This window comes from Granulicella pectinivorans, assembly GCF_900114625.1.
Classification (GTDB): Bacteria; Acidobacteriota; Terriglobia; order Terriglobales; family Acidobacteriaceae; genus Edaphobacter; species Edaphobacter pectinivorans.
Map to the genome: position 1 here is coordinate 591,836 of NZ_FOZL01000001.1, position 23,121 is coordinate 614,956.

Consider the following 23,121-nt stretch of genomic DNA (forward strand, 5'->3'; position numbering starts at 1 on the left):
AAGAGGCATGCGTGGCGAATCCAATTGCGTTTCAACCAAAGATCGCGGACCCAAAGGTGAACCTGCAGCGCAGGCTGGAGGCTGCTCCGGAAGAGCATGCGGAGGCTCTGCTCGTGGTGTGGGATTTGCTCCAGGCGGCACATGACCAGGGACTGCTGGATACGGCGCATGGGCTTGTGACCGCGAAGGATACGATCTTCGGCAAACTGGCCGAGGCCGCGAAGGGGCCGGAGGGCGTGGCGGCGATTCGCAATGGGATTGCGCTGCTGCAAGTGCTGGCTTCGCTCGATCCGGAGGTGCTGGATCGGATGGTGCGGGCGATGACTGCGGCGAGTAAGGAGCATCAGGCGGAGGTTGCCCCACCATCGCTATGGCAGATCGCGAAGAGGGCGATGAGCGAGGACTCACGGCGGGCGCTCTCGTTGATGACGCTTGTGGTGCAGAGTGTGGGAAAGGGTCTTAGGCGATAGATTTCCCGATCCGGGGATTCTCAAGGGATCGATTGCGAATCCGATTAGAAAAACATTGACGTCGTCAAGCCGGGTGCATCAACGAGCCGCTCCCTTGCCGAAGCGGCTTCGTTTTCCCGATTTGGTTTTCCTTATTTTGTGGTGACACCTGTGATGTGGATCTCGGGGATCTGCACGTTCCAGTTGGCGTTGATGTTCTCGAAGATGAGTCGGAACTCGCGGTCCTCACCCGGTGCGATGGGCGCGGCAGAGATGGGCTGCGTGTCGACGTAGGGCTCGCGGGTTCGGATGAGAGGCAGGGGCAGGGTCTCGACCTGCGGGGGCATCGCGACGTCGTTGCGGAAGAGGACCTGCACGGTGACACCGGTTACGGTTTTGGTGCCAGTGTTGCGGATGTGGCCATCGATGAAGGTGGACTTGCCGCCGGAGAGGCTGGTCGATTCGCTCATGACGGGGTCGGCGATGGGCAGGTTTGCGGCGTAGGCGTCGAGCGGAAGGATCGTTCCAGGGGGCACGGGCTTGGCACCGCGGGAGAAGAGGAAGACGACCGCGAGAATGAGGACGACGGCTCCGGCAGCAATGAGAACGGGCACCTTGGGAAAGCCGCCGCGCTCGGACGGGGGTGCGGCGAAGAGCTGGCTGGGCGGGGTCTCGATGGGATCGCTCATATAGGCGCGATTCTAAATGGCGGGCGACCGGACCGGCTAGGAAGCTGTATTTCCGGGAAAAGTACTATCGTGCGCAATCCGGGCAACTTTCCCTGGCGTTTCTTGTTTCAGAGGGTGTAAGGTCGCATCCTTTCGAGCAGGTGATCGGATCGGGTCCCGCAAAAAAAGCGAAGGATGTGAGGATATCTTGCCACTACAGAGCGTTTCCGAGAATCACACAGAACAGACGTGGAAGCCCCAAAGCAGGCGTCCACGCAACCATAGAAGGCTTTTTCTGGTGCCCCCGGCACCGGTGACTCGGAGGAAGCAGATGAGATGGGACACGCGATTGAAACAGGTTGGGGTCGTCCTGGTGGGCGCGGCGTTGGCCTGGCTGGTGCTCTGGGCCTAAAGACGCCGATCTGCCGGACGAGCCCGCTGCGCGCGGTGCGGTCACTTCGTGACTCATCGCTGTTAGGGATGTGCGGGCCTTTTTTTGGCCCGCATGGAATGCTTATGCGAAGCTGGCGCGCTTGACCTTCTGGCGGAAGTCCTCGCCCTGCATCTCGACGACGACGCACATCTCCTGCAGGCGGGAACGCATGCGTTCTCCGATGCGGTCGCCCAGGGTTTCTTCGCGGCTGCGCGCGTTGGGGTCCAATGGAGCGAGGTTCGCGTAGTTCGTGGTGATGATGGTGGTGCGGCGGTCGTTGTAGCGCGTGTTCAGAATGTGCGCGACGGTATCCCATACCCAATCGGTGGGTTTGTTGGCGCCTAGTTCGTCGAGGACCAGGACCTCGGCCTCGAAGACGGGGCGCAGGATCTCCATCTCGGTGGAGGAGTTGGACTTGTTGTAGGAGTTCTGGACCTGCTTGAGGAGGTCGCGGTAGTCGTAGAAGAGGCCGGTGGCTCCGCGCTCGGTGACGAGGGCCTGCAGGATGCCGACGGCGAGATGGGTTTTGCCTACGCCGATGGAGCCGGTGAGGAGGAGGCCGGTGCCGTTGGTTTCGACCGGGTAGCCTTCGACGAAGCGGCGTGCGCGCAGGTGGGCGGCGGTGAGGGTGCGGTTGGACGAGGGAAAGTGCGTGTCGAAGGACTCGAGCGAGCAGTGCTCGTAGCGTTTGGGGATGTTCGCACGGGTGAGGAGCCGGTTGGCTCGTTTCTGGACCTGACAGATGCAGGTGGTCGCGACCTGACGGCCGTTTTCTTGAACAATGCGCAGTCCGGCGCCTTCGCAGATGGGGCAAACTTCAGCCATACCCATCCAGTATGGCAGGGGTTTGAATCGTTGGGTGGGGTGTGGGAATCGTATACAATAGTGGAAAGCATTCCTGCGGGAGTGACTTAGGCTGTGCGACAGGTTCATCGATGTGACGTGAGTATGTCCGTTTGCAAGCGATCCGCGCGCCGACACAATCTGATCGACGAAGGAATTTCAATGCCTAAGGCAAATATTCACCCGGATTACCACGCCACGACCGTCAAGTGCGCGTGCGGTACCTCGTTTGAGACGCGTTCGACCCACAAGGGCGACATCGTTCTCGAAATCTGCTCCGCCTGCCACCCGTTCTTCACCGGCAAGCAGAAGCTGATCGATACGGCTGGCCGTGTCGAGCGCTTCCGTCGCAAGTTCGCCAAGTCCGATGCGGGCAAGGCTGCCGAAGCCGCGAAGTAAGAGCTTTTCAACCAAAACTGAGAGGCCTCCGCGCTGTGCGGGGGCCTTTCGTTCGATAGGCTGGACCCATGAAGAAGCGATACACCCTCGAAAAGAAGCAGTGGGACGATCCCATCGAGCATGCGATGCCCGAGCGGGCGCGTGTGCCTGCCTCGTTCGACATTGGCGGTGTGCGGATTGCGCCGGCGACGGTGCTGGCCCCGATGGCGGGTGTTACCGATACGGTGTTTCGGCGCTTCATCAAAAATGCCAGCATGTTTTCCACCGGTGAGGGTGGAGATGTGGAAACCGCGACGACGAATCAACAGTCCGGCTGCGGGCTCATCATGACGGAGTTTACGTCGGCCGATGGGCTGTCGCGGATGCGGGAGACGAAGCGCAAGCGGTATCTGACGTATTACGACGACGAGCACCCGATTTCGGCGCAGTTGTTTGGGTCCAATCCGGTGACGCTGGCCGATTCGGCGCGGATCTGCCAGGATGCCGGGTTCGATATCGTCGACCTGAATCTGGGGTGTCCGGCGAAGCGGGTGGTGGCGTGCAATGGCGGGTCGGGACTGCTGCGGGATCTGCCGTTGATTGGGGAGATCTTCAAGGCGGTGCGGGCGGCGGTGTCGATTCCCTTCACCGTGAAGTTCCGGATGGGATGGAACGACAAGAACATCGTCTGTGTGGAGCTGGCGAAGATGGCGGAGGACTGCGGGTTGAACGCGGTTGCGCTGCACGCCAGGACGCGTGAGGATGGGTACACCGGGCAGGCTCGCTGGGAGTGGATTGCTGCGGTGAAGGATGCAGTTTCGATTCCGGTGATCGGGAACGGGGATGTTCGTACGCCTGAAGACGCCGCAGCCATGGTCGAGAAGACCAGGTGCGACGCGGTGATGATTGGGCGAGTGGCTCCGGCGAACCCGTGGATCTTCCGGCAGATTGCGCAGTACACGGCAACGGGGCGGTACGACTCTCCGACCGACCAGGACCGGTACCGGATGATTCGGGACTACTTCCAGAAGATGGTCGAAGAGATTGAGATGGAGAACGCCAACGAGATTGCGCGGGCCGAGGCGATCACGGCGGCGGGTCAGATCGCGCGGGAGAAGCAGGCTCGTGACTGCGTGGGGAAGATGAAGCAGTTTGCGGCGTGGTTCACGCATGGTGTGCCGGGTGGTGGCGCGCTGCGGAAGCAGATCTTCGATGCGAAGAAGGGTGCCGCGGTGTTGGACGCGGTGGATGAGTTCTTTACGCGGCGGGCTGAGGCTGCGGTTGCTTCTGAAGAAGATGAGGTCGTGCCAGCCGAGCTGGTGCCGGCAGGCGAGTACTGCGACTAACGGCTTCGTCTTCAGGCCGCGATGGCGCGGCCTTTGGTCTCCGGGATCCAGATCCAGCAGCATGCAGCCGCCAGGAAGGCGAGACCCGCCACGCCGAACGCCGCTCCGAAGCCGTGCTGCTGGGCCATACTGCCGACGGCGAAGGGTGCGATGGCGCTAGCGATGCGTCCGGTGTTGTAGGCGAATCCCATACCGGTAGCGCGGATGCCGGTCTCGAAGATCTCGGACGTGACTGCTGCAAAACCTGTGAAGTAGCCGGTGCCGAAGAAGGCCAGAAACGGCCCGAGGATCAGGAGCAGAAGCGGCGTGTGCAGGTGTCCGTAGAGGAACATGAGGGCCGCTGCCGTGATGAGGAAGACGATGTAACAACGTTTGCGTCCGAGGGCGTCCGCCAGGAAGCCGAACGAGATATATCCGAACCACATGCCTCCCTGCATGGCGATGACGGTGTACGACATGGCGTGCGCAGAGAGGCCGAGGCCACCGCGGGCGGCGGGCAACGAGAGGTAGGCCGGTACCCAGAGGTTGAAGCCCCACCAGGCGAAGAGGCAGAAGGCGTTCATGAGCGTGACGGCCGCGGTGGTCCAGCGGAGGTCGGGGGTGAAGAGGTGTTTGAAGCCAGCGATGGCGTGGGGGTTGCGGTTCGTCAGCCTTCTCTGATGGATCCAGGCATCGGGCTCGGGGACGTTGCGACGGATGAAGAGGGTGAAGAGCGCGGGGATCAGACCGACGAAGAAGACGGGACGCCAGCCTTTCCAGGGAAGGATGATGCCGGCGGTGAGTGCGGCGAGGGCGTAGCCGATGGCCCAGCAGCTCTGCATAAGTCCGAGGGCCTTGCCGCGATGTTCGGCAGGCCATGTCTCCGAGACGAGAGCGGCGCCGGAGGCCCATTCGCCGCCGACTCCGATACCGAGGAGGATGCGGAAGATCGCGAGTTCGACGACGGTGTGGGCGAATCCGCAGGCGGCGGTGAAGACGGCATAGATGAGAACGGACCAGACGAGGGCGCGTGTGCGTCCGAAGCGGTCGGCGATGAGGCCGAAGAGTAGCCCACCGAAGGCGGCGGCAATGAGTGTGATGGAGCCCAGGATGCCGGCGGTCTGTTTGGACATGCCGAGGTCGAGGATGAGCGAGGCCAGCACCAGCGCGTAGAGCATGACGTCGAAGGCGTCGAGCAGCCAGCCGAGCGAGGCAGCGGCCAGGGCCTTGCGGGCGTGCGAGGTAGACTGGCGCCACCAGTCGAAGCGTCCGGTGGGCTGTGTGAGCGGCATGAGTTCGTATACCACAGCAAATGCGGCGAAGCCCTGTCTTAGGCCGGGGAAGGTTACTTTTTCTTTGCCTTCCCGAACGTCGTGCCGAAGTCTTTGCGAATCGGCTTCGGCCAGCTTCAGAGGGTGTCGAGCGTGTCGCCCTCCCAGGAGATGGGCGCGCGTTTGACCTTGGTTTGCATCGCTTCAGACGGATATAGCCATATTTCGATGAAGCCGTCCCGGATATTTTCGGAAGCACCGGGCATTCGTCCCATTTCCACGCCCCTGTCTTTCGGTATCGTGGTGCTCATGATGAAAACACGTGTTCTGGCTTTGGCGGCAGTGGCTTGTCTGGCGAGCGGGATTGCCCCCGCTCAGGATCGTTTTCGCGATGTCATGCTGCCGAAACCGGCGGCGGTCACTGCGGGCTCCGGAGCGCTCGCACTCGATTCGACGTTTGCCTTTACGCCTTCGGGCGATGCGCGGCTGGATGCGGCTGTGGCACGTGCGATTCGTCGCGTTGAAAAAGCGACCGGGCTGCCCCATGCGGGTGCAGGCAACGTCGTTGTGGTGGGCAAGACACCGCTCACACTGAAGGTCGCGGCTCCGGGCGGTGCCGTACAGGGATTCGAAGAGGATGAGAGCTACAAGCTGACCGTGACCTCGGCTGGGGTTGAGATCGACGCGGCGACCGATGTCGGTGCGATGCATGCGCTCGAGACGATGATCCAGTTGATCCAGGCACACGGCGATGGCTATGTTCTGCCTGCCGTCACGGTTGACGACAAACCGCGGTTCGCGTGGCGCGGGTTGATGATCGACTGCGGACGGCACTTCGAGCCGGTTGCGGTGATCGAGCGGACGCTGGATGGTATGGCAGCCGTGAAGCTGAACGTCTTTCACTGGCACCTGACGGAAGACCAGGGCTTTCGCATGGAGAGCAAGGTCTATCCGAAGCTGACTGGAGCTGGCTCCGATGGGCTCTTCTATTCGCAGGAGCAGGCGCGTGAGGTGGTCGCGTATGCCAGGGCTCGCGGTATCCGCGTGGTGCCAGAGTTCGAGATGCCGGGACATAGCCAGGCCTGGCTGTATGCCTATCCGGAGTATGCGAGCGGCACGGTTCCCACCGACATTCGCCGCGAGTTCGGGGTGAGCAAATTCGCGATCGATCCGACGCGGCCTGAGACCTACACGTTCATCAAGGCTTTCCTGACCGAGATGGCGGGGATCTTTCCCGATGAGTATGTCCACATCGGAGGCGATGAGGCTCCGGCGCCGGACTGGAAGACGAACCCGAAGATCGTTGCGTTCATGAAGAGCAAAGGCCTGAAGGACAACGATGCGATGCAGGCCTACTTCAACACGCAGATTCTCGCGATCCTGAAGGGACTGAACAAGCGCATGATGGGCTGGGATGAGGTGCTGACCCCAGGTCTGCCGAAGGATGTCGTGGTGCAGTCGTGGCGCGGCGTGGCTTCGCTGGCAAAGGGTGCGAAGCTCGGCTATCAGGGCGTGTTGTCGGCTCCTTATTACCTCGATGCCATGAAGCCCGCGGGGGTGATCTATCTGGCTGACCCCATCGACCCGGCGGCAGGCTTGTCGTCCGAAGAGACAGCCAGGGTACTGGGCGGCGAGGTGACGATGTGGGCCGAGCAGCTTGACGCTCACACCATCGACTCACGTATCTGGCCCCGCACGGCGGCGGTTGCGGAGCGGTTCTGGTCGGCGGCGAGCGTGAAGGATGTCGATGATATGTACCGGCGGCTTGGGCCCATGTCCGTAGAGCTGGAGGGTCTGGGGCTGACGCACCTGCAGTCGGGCGACGCGGGTCTTCGGGAGCTTGCGGGTACCGAACATATCTCGGAGCTGCGGCGTTTTGCCTCGGCACTGGAGCCGGTAAGCTTCGGCGAGCGGTACAAGGAGCAGAAGACGAACCAGTTGACGGCACTCGACCGCTTCGTCGATGCGGTTCGGCCGGACCCCTCGAACAAGCACTCGGTCGAGGTGGGGATCAATAAGCTGATCGCCTCGCCGACGGATAAGGCGAATGCTGCCGATCTGACGAAGTACTTTGAAGAGCTGGCGGCCACGGTGCCTGAGGTGAAGGCGCAGATGAAGGGTCATCCGCGGCTGGCGGAGATCTCGACGCGGGCGGACCAGATGACGGCACTGACTGGGATCGCCCAGGAGGCGATCGGCTATCTCAGCGAGGGCAAGAAGGCTCCGGCGGGATGGAAGGCCGCGGCAACCGCCAAGCTGGCGGAGGCGAAGAAGCCCTCGGCGGTAGTGCGGTTTATCTTTCTGGAGCCGTTGAACAAGCTGGTGGCGGCTGTGCAGGAGTAGCTTCAATCGGTGTCGTGCAGAGGTGAGTCGGTGTGGCGTTTGCGCCACACCGACTTTACTTTTTTGCGCCAGCGTTCATCGAGCGCGATGAGGGTCCAGTCGACTCTTGGGCTGAGGTGACGGAGGATGGTTTCAGTTGCCGGGTGGATGCGCAAGGCTGGAGCGACCAGGAAGAGGCGTGGCGGCTCGTTGGAGAGGACGATGCCGCCGAAGTAGCCGTGGCGCTGGAACTCTCCCAGACCGGTTACGTTGTCCGGGTTCTGCTGGTGATGATGGCGGACGCGGATCCAGTAGTCCAGCCCCTGGAGCGCGAGGTGCAGGTCCTCTTCGACCTTCAACTCGATGACCGCGAGACGGCCATCGGCGGTCACGGTCAAGAGGTCGAGCATGCCTCGATCGGCGGCGGCGAAGGCGGGCACCTGCGCGTACACCGCGTCGCTCTGGAGCTTTATGTCGTGAGCTTCCAGGGGAGCCACATCGCGACGGAGAGAGGATTCCAGCCAGCGCTCCGGCTGCATGCGGAAGAGGGGGTCGCGGCGGTCCCCATCTGGATGGCGGCGGGCGAAGAGTTGTTGGACAAGCTCGCGGAGGGTAGGTTCGGTGTCGGGGGTGAGGGGCGTTTCGTTGGCCCCGGTGCCGAAGGTGACGATCTGTTCGCGGTTGAAGCTGTTCACCGAGGCCTGCATCCGGACACGGGCAAACTCCAGGCCATGCAGGAGGAAGGCGAGTTCGGTCGCGGAGCGGATGCGCTGCTCTATGTCGGGGTGCCGCTCCGCTGGCACCAACTGCAAGACGCGGGCGGCGGATTCGGCGAAGCGCTCGCGGGCGGTCGTCAGGCTGGGCGCGTGCTGGAGATGGGTGTGCAGGTTACCATGGTCGCCTGCGTCGCGCTCGGTCAGGGCTTCGGTCTTCGGGTCCAGTTCGTAGAGCTCCCACCGGGTTGCGGCGCTGAGCCAGGGGAGACGCGAGAGGGTCAGCGACGCCGTGCCACGGGGCACGATGAGGCGCAGCCCCTGGAAGAGCCTGCGGCCTCCCGCGTTCTCGCGGCAGTACGCCAGCCACAGAATGCCGAGTGTGAGGATGCCGTCGATGGTGGCTTGCTGCTCGGTCTCGTTGATCCCTATGACGGCCCATGCCTTTTGCCCCTGTGTCTGGATGCCCCGCGCGTAGGCCGGACCGAAGGATTTTTCGAGGTCCATCGCGGTCCGGAAGGCTTCGGGCTTCTGCTCGGGAAAGGCGCGCAGGAGGGCTCGTTCGAGTACCCGGAGATACTTCGTCCGGATGGCCTCGCGCGTGGAGGGCGTGCGGCGATCACGGTCGGCGGTCAGTTCGAGAAGCTGGGGTTTGGTCTGGCCGAAGCGTTGCGTGGTGATCTTGAGAACGTGTTTGCGAGGTTCCACCGCCGTGATGCGCCGGACGAGGTTGGCGTCCTCGCTCCAGAGGTGCAGCGTGCAGCGGTTGTGCTCGGTGGAGAGCGTGTACTTCGCGGTGCGCATGTCGAAGAGTGCTTTACCGTCTTCGAGGAGTGCGGCTGCGGGGTAGTCGGCGAGGAAGGCTTCGAGCGCGGACGCGATCTCGGTAGGACTTTGCGCGGGAAGCTCTGGGCGCGGAGGCATGTCGGCATTATGCCGTGTTTGCGTCTTTGTGAGGAGGGGAGATTGGGCGGCGAGGCCTGGGGCGCAGCATCAGGGTGAAGATCGTTGCGGCCATCAGGATCCAGAGTGCTGCCATGCCGTTCTGGAAACGCGCCTCGCGTGCATCGGCATCGAGCAGGCTGCGCCCGGCCAGCACGAAGCTCCCATCCGGAAGACGCTGGCCCACCAGAAACATGCGGATCCCAGCCTCGGGCTGCCACGTCTCACGGCTGAGCGCATTCGTTCGCATAGCCGAGAAGATGCCCTGCGGCGGATGCGGCATCACGCCGTGCAGCGTCGCATCGCTGGCCAGCGGCTCTCCGTGTGCGTTGTACATCGCGGCAAAGGAATCGCCGCCGGCGAGCCAATCCGGTGTGGCGATTTCGGTATGCATTCCGCCAAGGCTCAACGTTATGTTGGCAGGCTGCACCGCCGCCTCAGCGACCATTTTATTCACTCGCATGGAGGGGTGGCAGCCTACGGCCATCTGCAGGTACCGCTCGTAGGAGATCGCCGCTACAACCTGCAGCGCGGAGAAGAGAAGTGCAAACGCCAGCAGATAGCCGGAACGCAGTGGCCCGGTCCTGCGGGCGTGTTCACGGACGACCCCGCAGGCCGTATCCCCCACGAGTGCGAACGCCAGCGACAGGTCTTCACGCAGCGTCTTTTGCTCCAGGTAGGTGTGGTGTACCGCGTCCAGCATCTGCGCGTGGTAGCGCCAGCGGAACGTGTCCGGGTAGAGCCGGATCGCAGCGCTGTAGGCGTTCAGAAAGAAGCGTTCGGGAATTCTCATGCCTGCACCCCTAACGGACGCACTCCCTTGCCACGCGCCCTGGTCACCGACTGCTCCAGGCGCGTCGTCTCGGCTGCCAGAACCTGCTCGCCGAGGCTGGTCAACCGGTAGAAGCGACGGCGCTCATCCTCGGCGACGGTCTCCGCGATCATCCCGCCGGCCAGCAGCCGGTCCAGCGAGCCGTAGAGCGTGCCGGGGCCCATGGCGGTGTGCTGACGAGCCTCCTGCATGATGGCGTAGCCGTGCTTCTCTCCGTCGGCGAGCGCCAGCAGGATGGCAAAGACAGCCGGGGTCAGCGGCAGATGCGTCTCGGGTGGTGCGGTGGAGGAGTTCATGGGGCAACCATATATCCGCTCACGATATATCGTCAACGGATATATGCTTCACTTCGCCGGGAGGTTCACGTCTGCTGTGCCCATGCGCCCCGTCTGGCTGACGCGAACGACGAACCGCACCCGCACTGCCTTGGAATCGTGTTCCACCTTGGCTGGCAGGTCGACGCTGTGCTCGATGCGGTCGGTAGCCGGTGCTTCCCTGGGCAGGCTGATCTTCATGGCGTTCGCGGTGCGCTTGAGCTCTTTGCCCTTCTTGTCGAAGGTGCTGACCATGAGGACGAGGTCGGCGTGGCGCGGATCCGTGTCGGTCGGCAGGGTCCAGACCAGGCCCTTGGCGTCGACGTGGACTTTATAGCTGTCCGGCTCCGTCGGCGAGGGGATCACCGTGACGGGCACGGCATCGTAGACCATGGTGCTGCTGCCGGCCGAGACGAGATCGAAGGCGAGGCGGCGTGAGGGCTTCTCCGGATTGACGGGCGCTGGTCCACCCTGGAGGTAATAGCCTTCGCGCGTGGTCGCGATGAGTCCTGGACGATCAAGGGTGATCTTGATCTTGCGGAACTTCTGCGGGTCCAGCGAGGTGTTGCCGGGACGGTAGGTGAGCGTGTAGAAGCTCTCGCCGTCGCGAACGGTGGTGCCGATCTCCGCATCGACGTCGTTGCGTCCGTAGAGCGCCTTGCCTCCAGTGGCGGTTGCGAGCTTGGCGAACTGGTAGTTGCCACCCATAGGATCGTTGAACTCGGCAGCGGAGCCGTAGGTGTTGTTCACCTGAATGCCAGCGGGATCGATGGTGTAGAGCGTGATGCGGGCGTCACGCATCATGTTCACGCACTGCTGCACCATGGAGTTGACGCGGTTCTGGCCATCGATGGGGGAGTTTGCAAAGTTGAACGGTGGGAAGCCGCGGCCGATCCAAATCATGTTCTTGTGGCCGATATGGCCCTGGGTCGCCTCGGCGACGCGCATCAGGGTGCCGAAGGCGGTCCCGTAGCGCTCGGCGATCCAGGCGAACTGGTGCGCCTGCCAGGGGTAGGCGACAAAGTGATGGTCAAGTGAGTCGATCAACTCCTGCTTGTTCTGCGTGTAGTCATGGACGACGGTGAACTTTTCGAGGCTGACGGAGAGGAGCATGGTCGGCGTCGTCAGCTTGTCGGGCTGCTTTTCGAGGAACTTCTTCAGCGAGTAGCGGGCGAAGGCCATGTCTTCGAAGCGGGTGTTGAACTCGTCCAGCAGGATGATGTTGACCGGCGCGCGAGGCGCGACCTTGTCGAGATCCTGCGTTGAGTTGATGCTGACGGTTTCGGCGTCGGGGATGTGCGCGCCGGTCTCCTCGAAGTTGAGGATGGTCTGGTCTTCCTTGGCTTCGGTGACGTGGAACTCACTGCGCTTCAGGTCCTTGACGACGTTGCCCTTGGCGTCGTGAACGACGACGTCGAGGATGACCAGCGGGGCGTAGCGGCGGATAGTGTACATGCCGTTGGCGTCTGGCGCGGGGGGCTGATACGCGGGCCGGGGAGCGGACTGGGTTGCGGGTACCGTGATGGTGGGTGGAGGAGCCTGGGGCGCGGGGGCCTGTGGAGCAGGCGTAGCCGGGGCGGATTCGGCAGGCTGCTGCGCGTTGAGGGGAAGGGTCGCGGCGAGGAAGGCGAGGGGCAGAAGACGCAGGTTCATTGTGCCTCGTACGGTAACCGTTTTGGAATTCACTGGGGAGGGCGACACGCTCAACCGGCTTCCGGGGCGGTCAGCCCCGGAGAAGGTAAAGCCGGGGAGGACTTCCTCGTAGGAAACACAGGCATCGTAACAAAGATGCGGTCTGCAAGAGATTTATTTTCAACGTCTCCCGGATCTTCTCCGAGACCGCTACCGTGCCCAGTATCCGGTTCGAGCGGCCACCGTGGCCTCGTTCGCCTGGTGCAGCACCTGAACCTCGATGCGGTGGAAGCCGGGTTGAGCCGAACTTGGGCGGAAGCTGAGGGTGTAACGGTTGGGGATGTGGTTGGCCAAGAGCGTGAGCTGGCGTTCGAGATCGTTCTTGTTCGCGAAGGAGAGGTTTTCTCCTCCTGAAAGCGAAGCGATACCGGCGGCGGTGTCGGCCTGCACGGCTTTGAGCGCCATGCCGAGCGGCGTACCGAGGTCGAAGGTACCGGTGACCGCCGGGAGGTTCGGCGACAACGTGTAGGGTGGATTGCCATGACGCGGCTTGGTGAACTGGTCCTTCAGCCAGGTCTTCGAAGGGGAGAAAGACACGCTGTAGATGGTGGTGTTGCTCTCTCCGAGGCGTTCGATAATCTGTTCGGGGCGTGCCTTGCTGCCCTCGTCGTGGGTCTGGCTGAGCAACAGGATGATGCGGCGGTAGCCTTCGGGCTGACGCTTGAGGACGTCGATCGCGGTGGACACGGCATCCAGCAGGGCGGCGCCGGAGTCGCCCGCGACCGGGTGCGCGAAGGCGTCGTCAAGGCCATCGTGACGGACCGGAAAGTCCCATATCTCCTCGGGCTGGCTATCGAAGGTGATGAGGCCGACCTTGTGCGGCGACGCACCCATCATGTACTCGAGCATGGTGCCGACGTCGCGATAGTACGGAAACTGGCGCGGCGCGCTGCCGCCGGTCTGGAGGAGCACGATCACGGCCAGCGGCTGCCGCTCCATGTGTTCGGCGGCGATCTTCTGTTCGACTCCGTTGTCGGCAAGGCGGAAATCGCTGGCGGTCAAGTCCAGCAGGAGGTCACCCGCTGCGTTGCGCACCAGCGTGGGCACGAGAACGAGATTCGACGTCGCGTGCAGGGTTGAGACATCCTGCGCGTGAGCCGCCAGACTAAGGAGAGACGCCAGCGCTAGACAGCAAGTCCGCATAACGGTTAGACGCCCGTCTTGCCGGACGGGCGCCCTGAGTGGGCGGCAGGCACGTCCGGCAGGACAGAGCACTACCAGTCCATGCGTTTGCGCAGGTGGGTGATATGCGCCACATGATGCCGCGAGTGCCAGGCATAGATCAAGGTCGCCATCTCGATGGTCGTGGGTCCGTTGACCGGATGGAGAAACGACCGCTGCAACTGCGCCTCGGTGAGCGACTGCGAGAGCATCACCCAACGAGCGTGCAGGCCCTCCAGCAGGGTCAACGACCAGTGAATGGGAGCTGCGGAATCGTGCAGCATGGCCCAGAGGTTCTCGTCGTACGGCTTGATGACGGGATCCTTCTCGGTCAGCGCGAAACGGATGCGGCAGAACGCGTTCATGTGGCTGTCGGCGATGTGATGGACGAGCTGCCGAACGGTCCAGCCGCCATCGCGGTAGGGCGTATCCAGTTGCCCGGAGTCCAGTCCTTTGGTCGCGTTCGTGAGGTTCGTGGGCAGATTTCCCAGAGTGAAGATGGCGTACTGCACATCGTCGTTGGTTACGATGTCGGGACGCTGGAAGCTTCCAATGGGGTAACGGGGGTCTTTGGTCTCGGAAGAAGAGGTCGTCATAAGGGCTCGTCGTTTCTTTTCGGTCGAGATGCGAACGCAGGCGATGGATGTAGGCTTTGGATGAGACGGTCGCACCCGTGCGCGTGTCTTGCACCATCTTTTCACGAGGAGTTCGAATGCGGATAGCAATAGTGAGTTTGATGATGGCGCTGGGTGGAATCGCGTCGTGCGGAAAGAAGGCGGATCCGGCCGTTGCGGGTTCGAACGTTGTAAGACCCGTGGCGATGGTGGACCCTCCGATCAAAGACTACGTCGGCTTCGACCGAAACGACTATCCCGGCGACGACGCCATGGCCGAGCTAAAAAAGCAGTTCGCCTATACCGGCTACTGGCTTACCCCGCCCCCGGGCGAGACGGTCAATGGGTGGGTCGGCAAGCGCGAGATCCTCAAAGCGCAGGGATATGGCTTCCTTGTGCTGGCGAATGGCCGGTTCGATCAACAGATCAAGGCGGCGAAGATGTCGCCGGAAGCGTTAGGGAAAAAGGATGCGGCGGCGGCCATCGCGGCGGCGAAGGCCGAGGGCTTTCCCGCAAAGACGATTCTCTTTCTGGATCAGGAGGAAGGTGGGCGGCTGCTGGCAGAGCAGGCTGGGTACCTGTTTGGATGGACGGAGGCTATCGCTGCGTCCGATTTCCGTCCTGGGGTCTATGCGAGCGGACAGCCCGCTCCGGATGAACCTGGAAAGACGATTACGACGATTCAGGACATTCGCGAACACATTGCGAAGGATCACCTGCATCCGATTGCGATCTGGGTGTATCAGGATGCGTGTGCCCCCGCGGGTCCGGCTCCGGGATGCGTGATTACGCCGCCCTCGAAGGACGCGAGCGGCACCCCGGAAGTGATGGTTTGGCAGTACGCCCAAAGCCCGCGTCGCCCCGAGGTGACACAATCCTGCGCGAAGACCTATGGCACGGACGGTAACTGCTACGCGCCGGGTTCGAAGCTGCTGATCGACATGAATGTGGCCGGCTCGGCGGATCCAAGCCACGGACGTTAGTGTGTGCTCTGCCTGGTGCGGAGCTCCTGGTTGCGAAGCAGAAGCTCCGAGACCAGGAGCTGCAGGCGAATGTTTTCGCGCTGCAGCTCCGCCACCAGACTGCTCAGGGACTCGGGCGTGTGCTGCCCTGGGACGATAGGCTCGATCGAATGCCCCATCATGCCACCGGCGCCTGTTCGGTGGTGTGGTTCTCACGGGGTCCGCATGGCCATCCGCCGCGACGTCCGCGAAAGCCGGACCGGAAGCGTTCCTGCTCTTCGGGGGTCATCTTGGCCCAGCGTTCTTCCATAGAGTGGCGCTTCCAGCCGCGGCCGCCGCCGTGCCGATGGAAGCCGCCGAAGAGGAGCTTGCTGAGCAGGATGAGGCCAAGTGACTGGGTGAAGGTGATGGTGTGGAGGTTGAAGAGATCTGGCATGAGCCAGTTCCAGAGATGCATGACGACTTCGCCGAAGACGACTGCGGCGACGACCACCATGAGTGCGATTTTGAGTGCTTTCCAGGGTCCGTAACGGTGCATGGGGTTCCTCATTCCTGAACGAATTGCCGGTTGATCTCCTCAAGCCGCCGGCGCAGATGCAGCACGGCGTAGCGTTTGCGCGAGAGGAGCGTGTTGATGCTGGTGCCGGTCTCGTCGGACATCTCTTTGAAGGAGCGGCCTTCGAGCTCATGCGCTAGGAAGACTTCGCGCTGCTCTTCGGGGAGCTCCTCGAGGGCGTCGTCGAGGGAGTCAAGCAGAAGGGTGCGGGCGTAGATGGCGTCCGGGCCGTCGTCTTCGGAGGGAAGGAGATCGAGCAGGGTGGCTCCGTCCTTGTCCGTGAAGGCCGGTTCGTCGAGCGACGCGGGCTTCTGCTTGCGAAACAGATCGGTGATGCGATTGCGGGCGACGCGATAGAGCCACGCGGTCACCTGTTCTACGGGCTTCATGATGCGGTAGGTCTGGATGAGCTCATAGAAGACATCCTGCAGAATGTCCTCGGCGTCTCCGGTATCGAAGACGCGCTTGCCTATGAAGCTGCGCAGCCGGGGGGTGTCCTGCTCGATCGCTTCCGCGATGAACTGGTCCTGCTCGGCGATGGTCCATTCCTGCGCTGCCATGTTGGTCCCTTTATAGGCCTCGGGCGAGATGGCTTGCCTGGGGTATGAAGGTGTTAACGGATGGGAGTGGGGGATATTGCACGCATCGCGAATCTTTCTGAAATTTCGGAGGGGAAAAGTGAGCGGCGGAGGAGGGCCGTATCGCAAAGTTGCCGTCGGCCCATGCGTAGCCTATCATAGGGAAAGATGACAATTCCCGTAACCGACCACAAACGTTACTTTATCGATAAGTTGGGGATCTCGGAACGGTTGATGGAGCGCTGCCTGGGGGAGGCACTCTCCGCCGGTGGTGAATACGCAGACCTTTATTTTGAGTCGGTTACGTCCACCTCGCTAGGTGTCGATGAATCGATGGTTAAAACCGCGAGCCAGGGGATTTCGGTTGGCTGCGGCGTTCGGGTGTTGTCCGGTGAGCGCACGGGATATGCCTACACGGATGATCTTTCGTCGGAAAAGCTGCTGAAGGCGGCTCGGACAGCGGCGCTGATCGCCAGCGGTCCGGCCAAGGAGCTGATGAGCGGGTTCCGCGCTTCGCCTGAGGGGACTTCACTTTATCCCGTTGCGGGAGCCGAGAGCGATACCGAGATTGCCGCGAAGCTGAAGCTGATTGAGCGTGCCGATAAGGCTGCTCGCGCGTATGACCCGCGGATTACGCAGGTTCGCGCGGGGATCAACGATGAGCTGCGGCGGATTCTGGTGGCGGCGTCGGATGGCACGTTCGCTTCTGACACCCAGCCGCTCGCCCGCTTGAATGTGTTTGTCATCGCCAAGGACGGCGCGAATACTTCGCGTGGCACCTCCGGCGGCGGTGGGCGCGTGATGCTCGACTTCTTCGAGGGCGACAAGTCTCCAGAGCATTTTGCGAGTGAAGCGGCTCGTACGGCGATTCTTCAACTGGACGCGGTTGAGGCTCCGGCTGGTGAGATGGAGGTTGTGCTCGGGCCGGGATGGCCGGGTGTACTTCTCCATGAAGCCGTTGGGCATGGGCTTGAGGCGGATTTCAACCGGAAGAAGACCTCCGCGTTTGCGGGTTTGATTGGACAGCAGGTTGCCAGCTCGAAGGTGACCGTGGTTGACAACGGGACGATGGCCAATCGGCGCGGATCGTTGAATATCGATGATGAAGGCAATCCTACGCAGGAGACCGTGCTGATCGAGAACGGCATTCTGAAGGGGTTTCTGTCGGACAAGTTGAACTCGCGTTTGATGGGCATGCCGAATACTGGCTCCGGACGGCGGGAGAGCTACCACCATATCCCCATGCCGCGCATGACGAATACGTACATGCTGAACGGCGAGGATATGCCCGAGGACATCATCAAGAGTGTGAAGCGCGGGCTGTATGCCGTGAACTTCGGCGGCGGGCAGGTGGATATTACGAACGGCAAGTTTGTGTTTTCGGCGAGTGAGGCTTACCTGATTGAAGACGGTCGGGTAACTCGTCCCGTAAAGGGCGCCACGTTGATCGGCAACGGTCCCGAGGCGTTGAAGTATGTATCGATGGTTGGAAACGACCTGGCGTTGGACGAAGGTATTGGTACCTGCGGTAAGGCCGGGCAGAGCGTGCCGGTCGGCGTAGGGATGCCCACAGTAAAGCTCGACCGCATGACGGTCGGGGGAACAGGAAAATAACCATGGCAGCCGAGCGCGAAAAGATGTACGAGTGTGAAGTCAGGCGCAGGCGAGTAAAGGTTGGCGGAGGCTATGAGCCGTTCTGGAAGGTGAAGAACGTGGCCGTGGCGATGTCCGACTCCGACACCGAGTTCCGCTGCAAAGACTGCCAGGGCGAGGTGAAGATCCTGGGCCGCACGGGCAAGCCTGGTACCGTTCCCTATGTCGAGCACAAGTCGGCCATCGACGCCGAGTTCTGCTCCGGCGGCATGGTCTTTCAGAAGGCCACCGACGGTCGCGAAGCACGCGTCTCGGAGCGGCCTGTCCGATAGCAGCAATGCCGTCGGGTAAGATGGACTCGTGATGGATCAGATTACAGCCCGACGCAGCGATATTGTCCAGCTTTTGCAGGCAATACCGTGTGCGTCGGTTTGCTGTTTTTGGGTCAGCCATCCGAGACGACTTCGACCCCGAACGCAGTGACATCGATTTCCGGGTCGAGTTCAAACCTCTGGAGTTTGGGCAGTACGGGAAGAGCTCCTTCGGCCTCTGAGATGCCTTGACTGCACTCTTTTCGCATAGGATCGACCTCGTGCTTTGGAAGGATGTCGTTGATCCTTCCATGCGCCAAAGCATCGAGACTACGCAGGAACTGCTCTATGCCGCATGATTGGTAACTTCGTTTCTTTTTCCTACCTATGCTCAAAGTCGACGTTAAACATCACCATATGATAAGGGCCGGGGCCGGTCGAGTTTACGGCTGGCAAACAGTCACTGCGCCTGCAGCGAGACGCATGGCTGATCCGCGATTGCGTTGTCCGTCATGCAAGGGTGCCATAGGACTTTTTGCGGGTTCGAAGAACGGCAGAATGCCCGAACTCGGCGAGCGTAAAGTTCGGAATGAGGGATGTCCCCTTGGCGACTGCTATGACGGAACTTTTCGCGTGGCAAGCTTGCCCATTGAACCAGAACAGGAAAGCTATATTGACGAGTAATCAGGTTGTACCCTCCTTCGATCTAAAACAAATGGCCTCCGATGTCGTCGCCAAAGCCCTCCGCGCCGGAGCCTCCGATGCCGAAGCCGTGATCTATGAGGGTGAGGAGTTCTCCGCGCTGGTCCGCATGGGGCAGGTGGAAACCCTGAAGGAGTCCGGCTCGCGTGCCATTGGCCTGCGCGTCTTCCTCGGAACTCGCTCCGCCAACACCTCCTCCTCCGACTTTTCCCCGGAGTCGCTGGACCACCTGCTCGACGGTGCCATGCAGCTTGCCCGCATTACGGGAGAAGACCCCTTCGCCGGCCTTCCGGAGCCAGAGGAGTTCGGCACGCTCGGCGGCGATCTTGGCCTCTACTTTGAAGACGTCAACGAGCAGCCGCCCGCCGAGCGCATCGAGATTGCCCGCGCCGTCGAGGCCGCCGCGTTGGGCTACGACGAGCGCATCACCAACTCCGGCGGAGGCGACTTCGACACAGCCACCTCGCGGAAGATCATGGTCAACTCGCGCGGATTCGTGGGCGGGTACAAGCGGTCGTACTGCGGCTTTTCCGCGGCGCCCATTGCCCAGGGACCGACGGGCGGCATGCAGCGCAACTACTGGTATTCCAGCTCCCGCACCACTCGCAAGCTCGAAGACCCAGTCATGATCGGGCATGAAGCCGCACGACGGACGTTGAGCCGTCTGGGTGCGCGGCAGGTGAAGACGCAGGCTGCGCCGGTTGTCTTCTCGCCGGAGATCGCCCGCTCCATCATCGGCAATATCTTCGACGCGGCCAATGGCGACGCCATCTACCGCAAGGCGACCTTCTTCGCCGACATGCTCGGCCAGCAGGTCGCCGGCTCAAATGTCACGGTCGTCAACGACGGCACCATGGTGCATGATGGCATCGGCGGCTTCGGCACTTCACCCTTCGACGGCGAGGGCCTGCCCACGCGTCGCACGGTGCTCGTCGAAGATGGCGTGCTGAAGAGCTACGTGATGAACTGCTATACCGCTCGCAAGCTGGGCATGAAGTCGACCGGCAACGCTTCGCGTGGACTCGCCGGGGCACCCGGCATCGGAGCCGGGAACTTCTATCTTGAGCCTGGGACGCTCTCGCCGACCGAGATCCTTGGAGACATCAAACAGGGCCTCTACGTCACGGAGACAATGGGCTTCGGCGTCAATCTCGTCACCGGCGACTACTCGCAGGGAGCAAGCGGCATGTGGATCGAGAACGGCGAACTCGCGTATCCGGTCGAGGAGATTACGATCGCCGGGAATTTGAAAGACATGTACAAGAACATCGTCGCGATCGGCAACGACCTCGTCTTCCGCTCGGCCAGCGCCGCGCCGACGATCCGAGTTGAAGGGATGATGATCGCCGGGGCCTAGAGTCTCCTGATTGCCGTCAAGCGATCGATCGTTTCACCGCGCCGGATCTTCCGCGCTTGCCGCATGAGGTGCGCCACGGGATCTTTCGGGGCGCCCTCGTCATCGTCTTCGCTTTCTTCAGACAGGATCTCTGTGATCGTGTGCTCTGCCTGAGGGTCCGCGAACACACTCAGTTGGTGAAGCGCATTGCCCAGCGACGCAGCACCGGGATAGAAACCCCATTTCCTTTTTCCTCGAGCCTTGTGCCATCGCCAACGGAATCGCTGGTAGAGGAATGCGATCGCCACGAAAAGAACGAAACCGTATAGCCCAACCAAAAACATCGCATCGAAGCTCTGCTCAACATGCATCGTTCCCTCGTATCTCTCTGTCGTACGCAGGATGGAAAGCGCACACAAGGCGTCAGAAACGCTTGTGCCCGCAGTCTGCTGTTTATAGAGAGAGCGAGGGCGGAGGGATTTGAAAGAGGGAACGACGTATCGGAGCAGGAGAGAGAATCCCTTCGCGGACCGAAACCATCGGCGAGCACTGGGCTTGATCGATCACGGTTCCGAAGAGAAAGATCGGGACAAGCGAGACCATGGCAAGGGACGTCGCAGTATGCTCCATCCCGTGCGGAATCACGATGGCAAGCAGAAGCGCAGCCATCACACAGAGTAGGACGATCGTATGGAGTGTCCGAATCTGCCGTGTGGTCTTCATCGTGGCACCAGTATAGTGAACGGTCTCCGGATGAACCAGCGTTCTACAATCTCTCTGTGGCAGCCGGCTTTCAATTCGAGCACACCGTAGCTTTCTCCGAAGACTCCCCCGCCGAGTTTCTGCGCCAGATTCCGACAGGCGCTGGCGTTCTCTGCCTGCGTGGCCCCAACCCCACCGACGAGCCCTACCTCACACGCACCGCCGATCTCCGCCGCCGCGCCATGCGTCTGCTTGCGCCACCGGAGCTGACCGAAGGCGGCGTGCCCGTGCTCTCGAAGCGCCTGAATCTGCGTGGCCGTGTAGCCCTCATCGCGTGGTGCGCCACCGGGTCAGAGTTCGAGGCGCTTCTCTCGCTCTATCAGGCTGCGGCTGCGTCCTTTGGCTATGCTGAGGCCCGCCGGAGACTGCGTTTGCATACTCCGTTCTGCCTACGGTTCACGGCGGAGAACGCGCACCCGCGCCTTTATGCCACGAACCGTCTTTCAAAGCGCGGCCTCGCCCAGATGTTCGGTCCGTTTCCTTCGCGTGCCGCCGCCGACCGCTATGCCGACGCCGTGCTCGACCTCTTCAAGCTTCGTCGCTGCTACGAAGACCTCGAGCCGTATCCCGAGCATCCGGGATGCGTGTACCAGGAGATGAAGAAATGCCTCGCGCCCTGCAACCTCGCCTGCACGCCGGACGAGTACAGCGCCGAGGCTGCGGCCGTGAAGGCGTTCCTTGAGACGCGCGGCGAGAGCATGCTGGGCCAGATTGCCCAGGAGCGCGAGCAGGCGTCGGAGGAGATGGACTTCGAACGCGCCGCCAGCCTGCACCAGCAGTGGACCAAGGTCAAAGCCGCTGCGAGCCAGACCAGCGACCTCGTGCAGGAGCTCCCGATGCTGCGTGCCGTGATTGTGCAGGCCACCGCGGGAAGCGACGAAAGACTCGAAGCCGCCGTCTTCCTGCTGGAAGGAGGCTGCCTTGCCGGGCCAGTGCGGCTTTCGACCCTCGGCGTCCGCGCGGTGAAGGAGCAGACCAGCGTTGGATCGAGCCTCTTCGCGCAGCCCCTGATGTTGCAGGCGGTGCCGCTCGACGGAGAAGCCACACCCAGCGAAAGCCCTGAGGAACGGGCCGCGCTTGTGCTGAAGACGCTTGAAGACAAGGCCGGGCCGGAGCGCGATCTTGCCATGGTCAGCGATCATCTCTCTTTGGTGCGCCGGTGGTACTACCGCCCTGAGAAACAGCGGGTGGGTGAGATCTTCTTTCCGAACCCCGATGGCTCCTGGCCGGTCCGTCGTATCCTGCGTGGTGCCGCCCGCATGGTCCTGGGCGATCCCGGCGTGATGGCCGAGACCAACCGCGAAGGCGTGGCGGCCGCCAAGGTGAAGATCCTCCACGAGGGCCGCGAAGGCGTGGAGCGAGCCGTTCCCGTTGTCTCGCGCCGCAGGAAAAAGGTAGCAGCCGCAGAGACCTCCGAGACCTCGTCAAGTTAGCCGCGGCCCAGCCGATAAGCCCTGAAAGCACCCAGGGGATCAAACACAGATGTTTGCAATCATCGGCGTAGTCGTCGTCTTTGGAGCGGTCGTGGCCGGCTTCCTCATGGAGAAGGGGCATCTCCTTGTCCTCTTCCAACCCTCCGAGATGGTCACCATCGGCGGCGCAGCCCTGGGCACGTTGCTGATCGCGAACCCCATGCACATCCTCAAGGGCATGGTCGGGGGCGTTCTCGGCGTGCTGGGGTCGTCGAAATTCGGCAAGGCGCGCTACCTGGAAACACTGAAGATGATGTATGAGCTCTTCGGCAGAATTCGCAAGGAGGGCCTGGTCGCCGTGGAAGCCGATGTCGAAAAGCCCGCCGAGAGCGCTCTTTTCAAGAAGTATCCAGGCTTCCTCAACGACCACCACGTCCAGCACTTCGTCTGCGACACGCTGCGCATGGCCATCACCGGTGGCGTGGAGCCCTTCGACATGGACCAGATGATGGAGCTCGATATGGAGGTCCACCACCACCAGGCGCTCGCCCCCATCTCCGCGCTGACGACTGTAGCCGACGCCCTCCCTGGCCTCGGCATCGTCGCCGCCGTCCTGGGAGTCGTCATCACCATGGGCGCGCTCGAAGGGCCACCTAAGGAGATCGGCGAGAAGGTCGCCGCGGCGCTCGTCGGCACCTTCCTCGGCATTCTCATGTGCTACGGCGTCGTCGGGCCTTTGGGAGCAAGCATGACCAAGGGTGCCGAAGAGGAGAACCAGTACCTCCATGTCCTGCGCGTCATCCTGCTCGCCTTCCTCAAGGGCTCCGCGCCCATGCTCTCGGTCGAGATGGGCCGCCGCGCCGTGCCCGCGCACGTCCGCCCCAGCTTCGACGAGATGGAGAAGGCCCTGAAGGGCGGCGGCGCTGAAGCCGCCGCAGCCTGAGGAGGCAGC

General features: G+C 62.2%; 26 protein-coding genes. 11 read left to right on the plus strand and 15 right to left on the minus strand.

Annotation, left to right across the window (positions count from 1 at the left end):
* Positions 1 to 11 precede the first annotated feature (11 nt).
* Positions 12 to 470 (plus strand): helical membrane plugin domain-containing protein, encoded by a 459-nt coding sequence (locus BM400_RS02280; protein ID WP_089836236.1) that lies wholly within the window; start codon positions 12 to 14, stop codon positions 468 to 470.
* Positions 471 to 601: 131 nt separating this feature from the next.
* Here the strand turns inward: BM400_RS02280 and BM400_RS02285 are convergent, their stop codons facing one another.
* Both BM400_RS02285 and BM400_RS02290 read right to left on the minus strand, forming a co-directional pair.
* Positions 602 to 1,138, minus strand: a complete 537-nt coding sequence (locus tag BM400_RS02285) for a DUF2393 family protein (RefSeq protein ID WP_089836237.1) — start codon at positions 1,136 to 1,138, stop codon at positions 602 to 604.
* Between the two features lie 493 nt (positions 1,139 to 1,631).
* Complete coding sequence (locus tag BM400_RS02290) at positions 1,632 to 2,375, minus strand: ATP-binding protein (RefSeq protein ID WP_089836239.1); 744 nt, start codon at positions 2,373 to 2,375, stop codon at positions 1,632 to 1,634.
* A 180-nt stretch (positions 2,376 to 2,555) separates the two neighbouring features.
* Between BM400_RS02290 and rpmE the strand changes: the two genes are divergently transcribed.
* A complete protein-coding gene (gene rpmE / locus BM400_RS02295) occupies positions 2,556 to 2,792 on the plus strand; it encodes a 50S ribosomal protein L31 (RefSeq protein WP_089836241.1) in 237 nt (78 codons plus the stop codon).
* Positions 2,793 to 2,860: 68 nt separating this feature from the next.
* Complete coding sequence (gene dusB / locus BM400_RS02300) at positions 2,861 to 4,117, plus strand: tRNA dihydrouridine synthase DusB (protein ID WP_089836243.1); 1,257 nt, start codon at positions 2,861 to 2,863, stop codon at positions 4,115 to 4,117.
* An 11-nt stretch (positions 4,118 to 4,128) separates the two neighbouring features.
* Here dusB and BM400_RS02305 read toward each other — a convergent pair whose 3' ends face one another.
* The gene (locus BM400_RS02305; RefSeq protein WP_089836245.1) at positions 4,129 to 5,388 is read right to left on the minus strand and encodes an MFS transporter; all 1,260 of its coding nucleotides are present in this window, start codon (positions 5,386 to 5,388) and stop codon (positions 4,129 to 4,131) included.
* 116 nt (positions 5,389 to 5,504) lie between these two features.
* Positions 5,505 to 5,678: a hypothetical protein gene (locus tag BM400_RS21875; protein ID WP_175528822.1), complete on the minus strand. Its 174-nt coding sequence runs from the start codon at positions 5,676 to 5,678 to the stop codon at positions 5,505 to 5,507.
* Between BM400_RS21875 and BM400_RS02310 the strand changes: the two genes are divergently transcribed.
* Positions 5,677 to 7,710 (plus strand): beta-N-acetylhexosaminidase, encoded by a 2,034-nt coding sequence (locus tag BM400_RS02310; protein ID WP_089841401.1) that lies wholly within the window; start codon positions 5,677 to 5,679, stop codon positions 7,708 to 7,710. The genes BM400_RS21875 and BM400_RS02310 overlap by 2 nt on opposite strands.
* Positions 7,711 to 7,712: 2 nt before the next feature.
* Here the strand turns inward: BM400_RS02310 and BM400_RS02315 are convergent, their stop codons facing one another.
* The 6 genes from BM400_RS02315 to BM400_RS02340 all read right to left on the minus strand — a co-directional run bounded on the left by BM400_RS02315 (position 7,713) and on the right by BM400_RS02340 (position 13,939).
* Positions 7,713 to 9,326 carry a hypothetical protein gene (locus BM400_RS02315; protein WP_089836247.1) on the minus strand — a complete coding sequence of 538 codons (1,614 nt, stop codon included), beginning with the start codon at positions 9,324 to 9,326 and terminating at the stop codon, positions 7,713 to 7,715.
* A gap of 7 nt (positions 9,327 to 9,333) precedes the next feature.
* On the minus strand, positions 9,334 to 10,137 hold the full coding sequence (locus BM400_RS02320; protein ID WP_089836249.1) for a hypothetical protein: 804 nt from the start codon (positions 10,135 to 10,137) through the stop codon (positions 9,334 to 9,336).
* On the minus strand, positions 10,134 to 10,472 hold the full coding sequence (locus BM400_RS02325) for a PadR family transcriptional regulator (protein ID WP_089836252.1): 339 nt from the start codon (positions 10,470 to 10,472) through the stop codon (positions 10,134 to 10,136). The genes BM400_RS02320 and BM400_RS02325 overlap by 4 nt, the downstream gene beginning before the upstream one ends.
* Before the next feature lie 48 nt (positions 10,473 to 10,520).
* On the minus strand, positions 10,521 to 12,143 hold the full coding sequence (locus BM400_RS02330) for a VWA domain-containing protein (protein ID WP_089836254.1): 1,623 nt from the start codon (positions 12,141 to 12,143) through the stop codon (positions 10,521 to 10,523).
* A 189-nt stretch (positions 12,144 to 12,332) separates the two neighbouring features.
* Entirely contained in the window at positions 12,333 to 13,325 is a 993-nt protein-coding gene (locus tag BM400_RS02335; RefSeq protein WP_089836255.1) for a VWA domain-containing protein, read from the minus strand.
* Between the two features lie 71 nt (positions 13,326 to 13,396).
* Positions 13,397 to 13,939, minus strand: a complete 543-nt coding sequence (locus BM400_RS02340) for a YfiT family bacillithiol transferase (protein WP_089836257.1) — start codon at positions 13,937 to 13,939, stop codon at positions 13,397 to 13,399.
* A gap of 116 nt (positions 13,940 to 14,055) precedes the next feature.
* On the opposite strand from BM400_RS02340, the gene BM400_RS02345 reads away from it, so the two are divergent.
* Positions 14,056 to 14,940: a glycoside hydrolase domain-containing protein gene (locus BM400_RS02345; protein WP_245781637.1), complete on the plus strand. Its 885-nt coding sequence runs from the start codon at positions 14,056 to 14,058 to the stop codon at positions 14,938 to 14,940.
* On the opposite strand, the gene BM400_RS21880 is transcribed toward BM400_RS02345, so the two are convergent.
* The 3 genes from BM400_RS21880 to BM400_RS02355 are packed head-to-tail and all read right to left on the minus strand — an operon-like array spanning position 14,937 to position 16,035.
* The gene (locus BM400_RS21880) at positions 14,937 to 15,101 is read right to left on the minus strand and encodes a hypothetical protein (protein ID WP_175528824.1); all 165 of its coding nucleotides are present in this window, start codon (positions 15,099 to 15,101) and stop codon (positions 14,937 to 14,939) included. The genes BM400_RS02345 and BM400_RS21880 overlap by 4 nt on opposite strands.
* Positions 15,098 to 15,457: a hypothetical protein gene (locus tag BM400_RS02350; RefSeq protein ID WP_089841402.1), complete on the minus strand. Its 360-nt coding sequence runs from the start codon at positions 15,455 to 15,457 to the stop codon at positions 15,098 to 15,100. Before BM400_RS02350 ends, BM400_RS21880 begins: the two co-directional genes overlap by 4 nt.
* 8 nt (positions 15,458 to 15,465) lie before the next feature.
* On the minus strand, positions 15,466 to 16,035 hold the full coding sequence (locus BM400_RS02355; RefSeq protein ID WP_089836261.1) for an RNA polymerase sigma factor: 570 nt from the start codon (positions 16,033 to 16,035) through the stop codon (positions 15,466 to 15,468).
* A gap of 186 nt (positions 16,036 to 16,221) precedes the next feature.
* Here BM400_RS02355 and tldD point away from each other — a divergent pair, with 186 nt between their 5' ends.
* From tldD to BM400_RS02375, 4 genes are all read left to right on the plus strand, one after another.
* Positions 16,222 to 17,667: a metalloprotease TldD gene (tldD, locus tag BM400_RS02360; protein WP_089836262.1), complete on the plus strand. Its 1,446-nt coding sequence runs from the start codon at positions 16,222 to 16,224 to the stop codon at positions 17,665 to 17,667.
* Between the two features lie 2 nt (positions 17,668 to 17,669).
* Entirely contained in the window at positions 17,670 to 17,978 is a 309-nt protein-coding gene (locus tag BM400_RS02365) for a hypothetical protein (RefSeq protein WP_089836264.1), read from the plus strand.
* A 62-nt stretch (positions 17,979 to 18,040) separates the two neighbouring features.
* The gene (locus BM400_RS22925) at positions 18,041 to 18,199 is read left to right on the plus strand and encodes a nucleotidyltransferase family protein (RefSeq protein WP_425432381.1); all 159 of its coding nucleotides are present in this window, start codon (positions 18,041 to 18,043) and stop codon (positions 18,197 to 18,199) included.
* A gap of 473 nt (positions 18,200 to 18,672) precedes the next feature.
* The gene (locus BM400_RS02375; protein ID WP_245781638.1) at positions 18,673 to 20,016 is read left to right on the plus strand and encodes a TldD/PmbA family protein; all 1,344 of its coding nucleotides are present in this window, start codon (positions 18,673 to 18,675) and stop codon (positions 20,014 to 20,016) included.
* Here the strand turns inward: BM400_RS02375 and BM400_RS02380 are convergent.
* Positions 20,013 to 20,366 (minus strand): hypothetical protein, encoded by a 354-nt coding sequence (locus BM400_RS02380; RefSeq protein ID WP_089836270.1) that lies wholly within the window; start codon positions 20,364 to 20,366, stop codon positions 20,013 to 20,015. The two genes, BM400_RS02375 and BM400_RS02380, sit on opposite strands and share 4 nt — an antisense overlap.
* Before the next feature lie 82 nt (positions 20,367 to 20,448).
* A complete protein-coding gene (locus BM400_RS22345) occupies positions 20,449 to 20,718 on the minus strand; it encodes a hypothetical protein (protein ID WP_089836273.1) in 270 nt (89 codons plus the stop codon).
* Positions 20,719 to 20,774: 56 nt separating this feature from the next.
* Here BM400_RS22345 and BM400_RS02390 point away from each other — a divergent pair, with 56 nt between their 5' ends.
* Positions 20,775 to 22,190, plus strand: a complete 1,416-nt coding sequence (locus BM400_RS02390) for a UvrB/UvrC motif-containing protein (RefSeq protein ID WP_089836275.1) — start codon at positions 20,775 to 20,777, stop codon at positions 22,188 to 22,190.
* A gap of 49 nt (positions 22,191 to 22,239) precedes the next feature.
* Positions 22,240 to 23,112: a flagellar motor stator protein MotA gene (motA, locus tag BM400_RS02395; RefSeq protein WP_089836277.1), complete on the plus strand. Its 873-nt coding sequence runs from the start codon at positions 22,240 to 22,242 to the stop codon at positions 23,110 to 23,112.
* Positions 23,113 to 23,121: the final 9 nt, after the last annotated feature.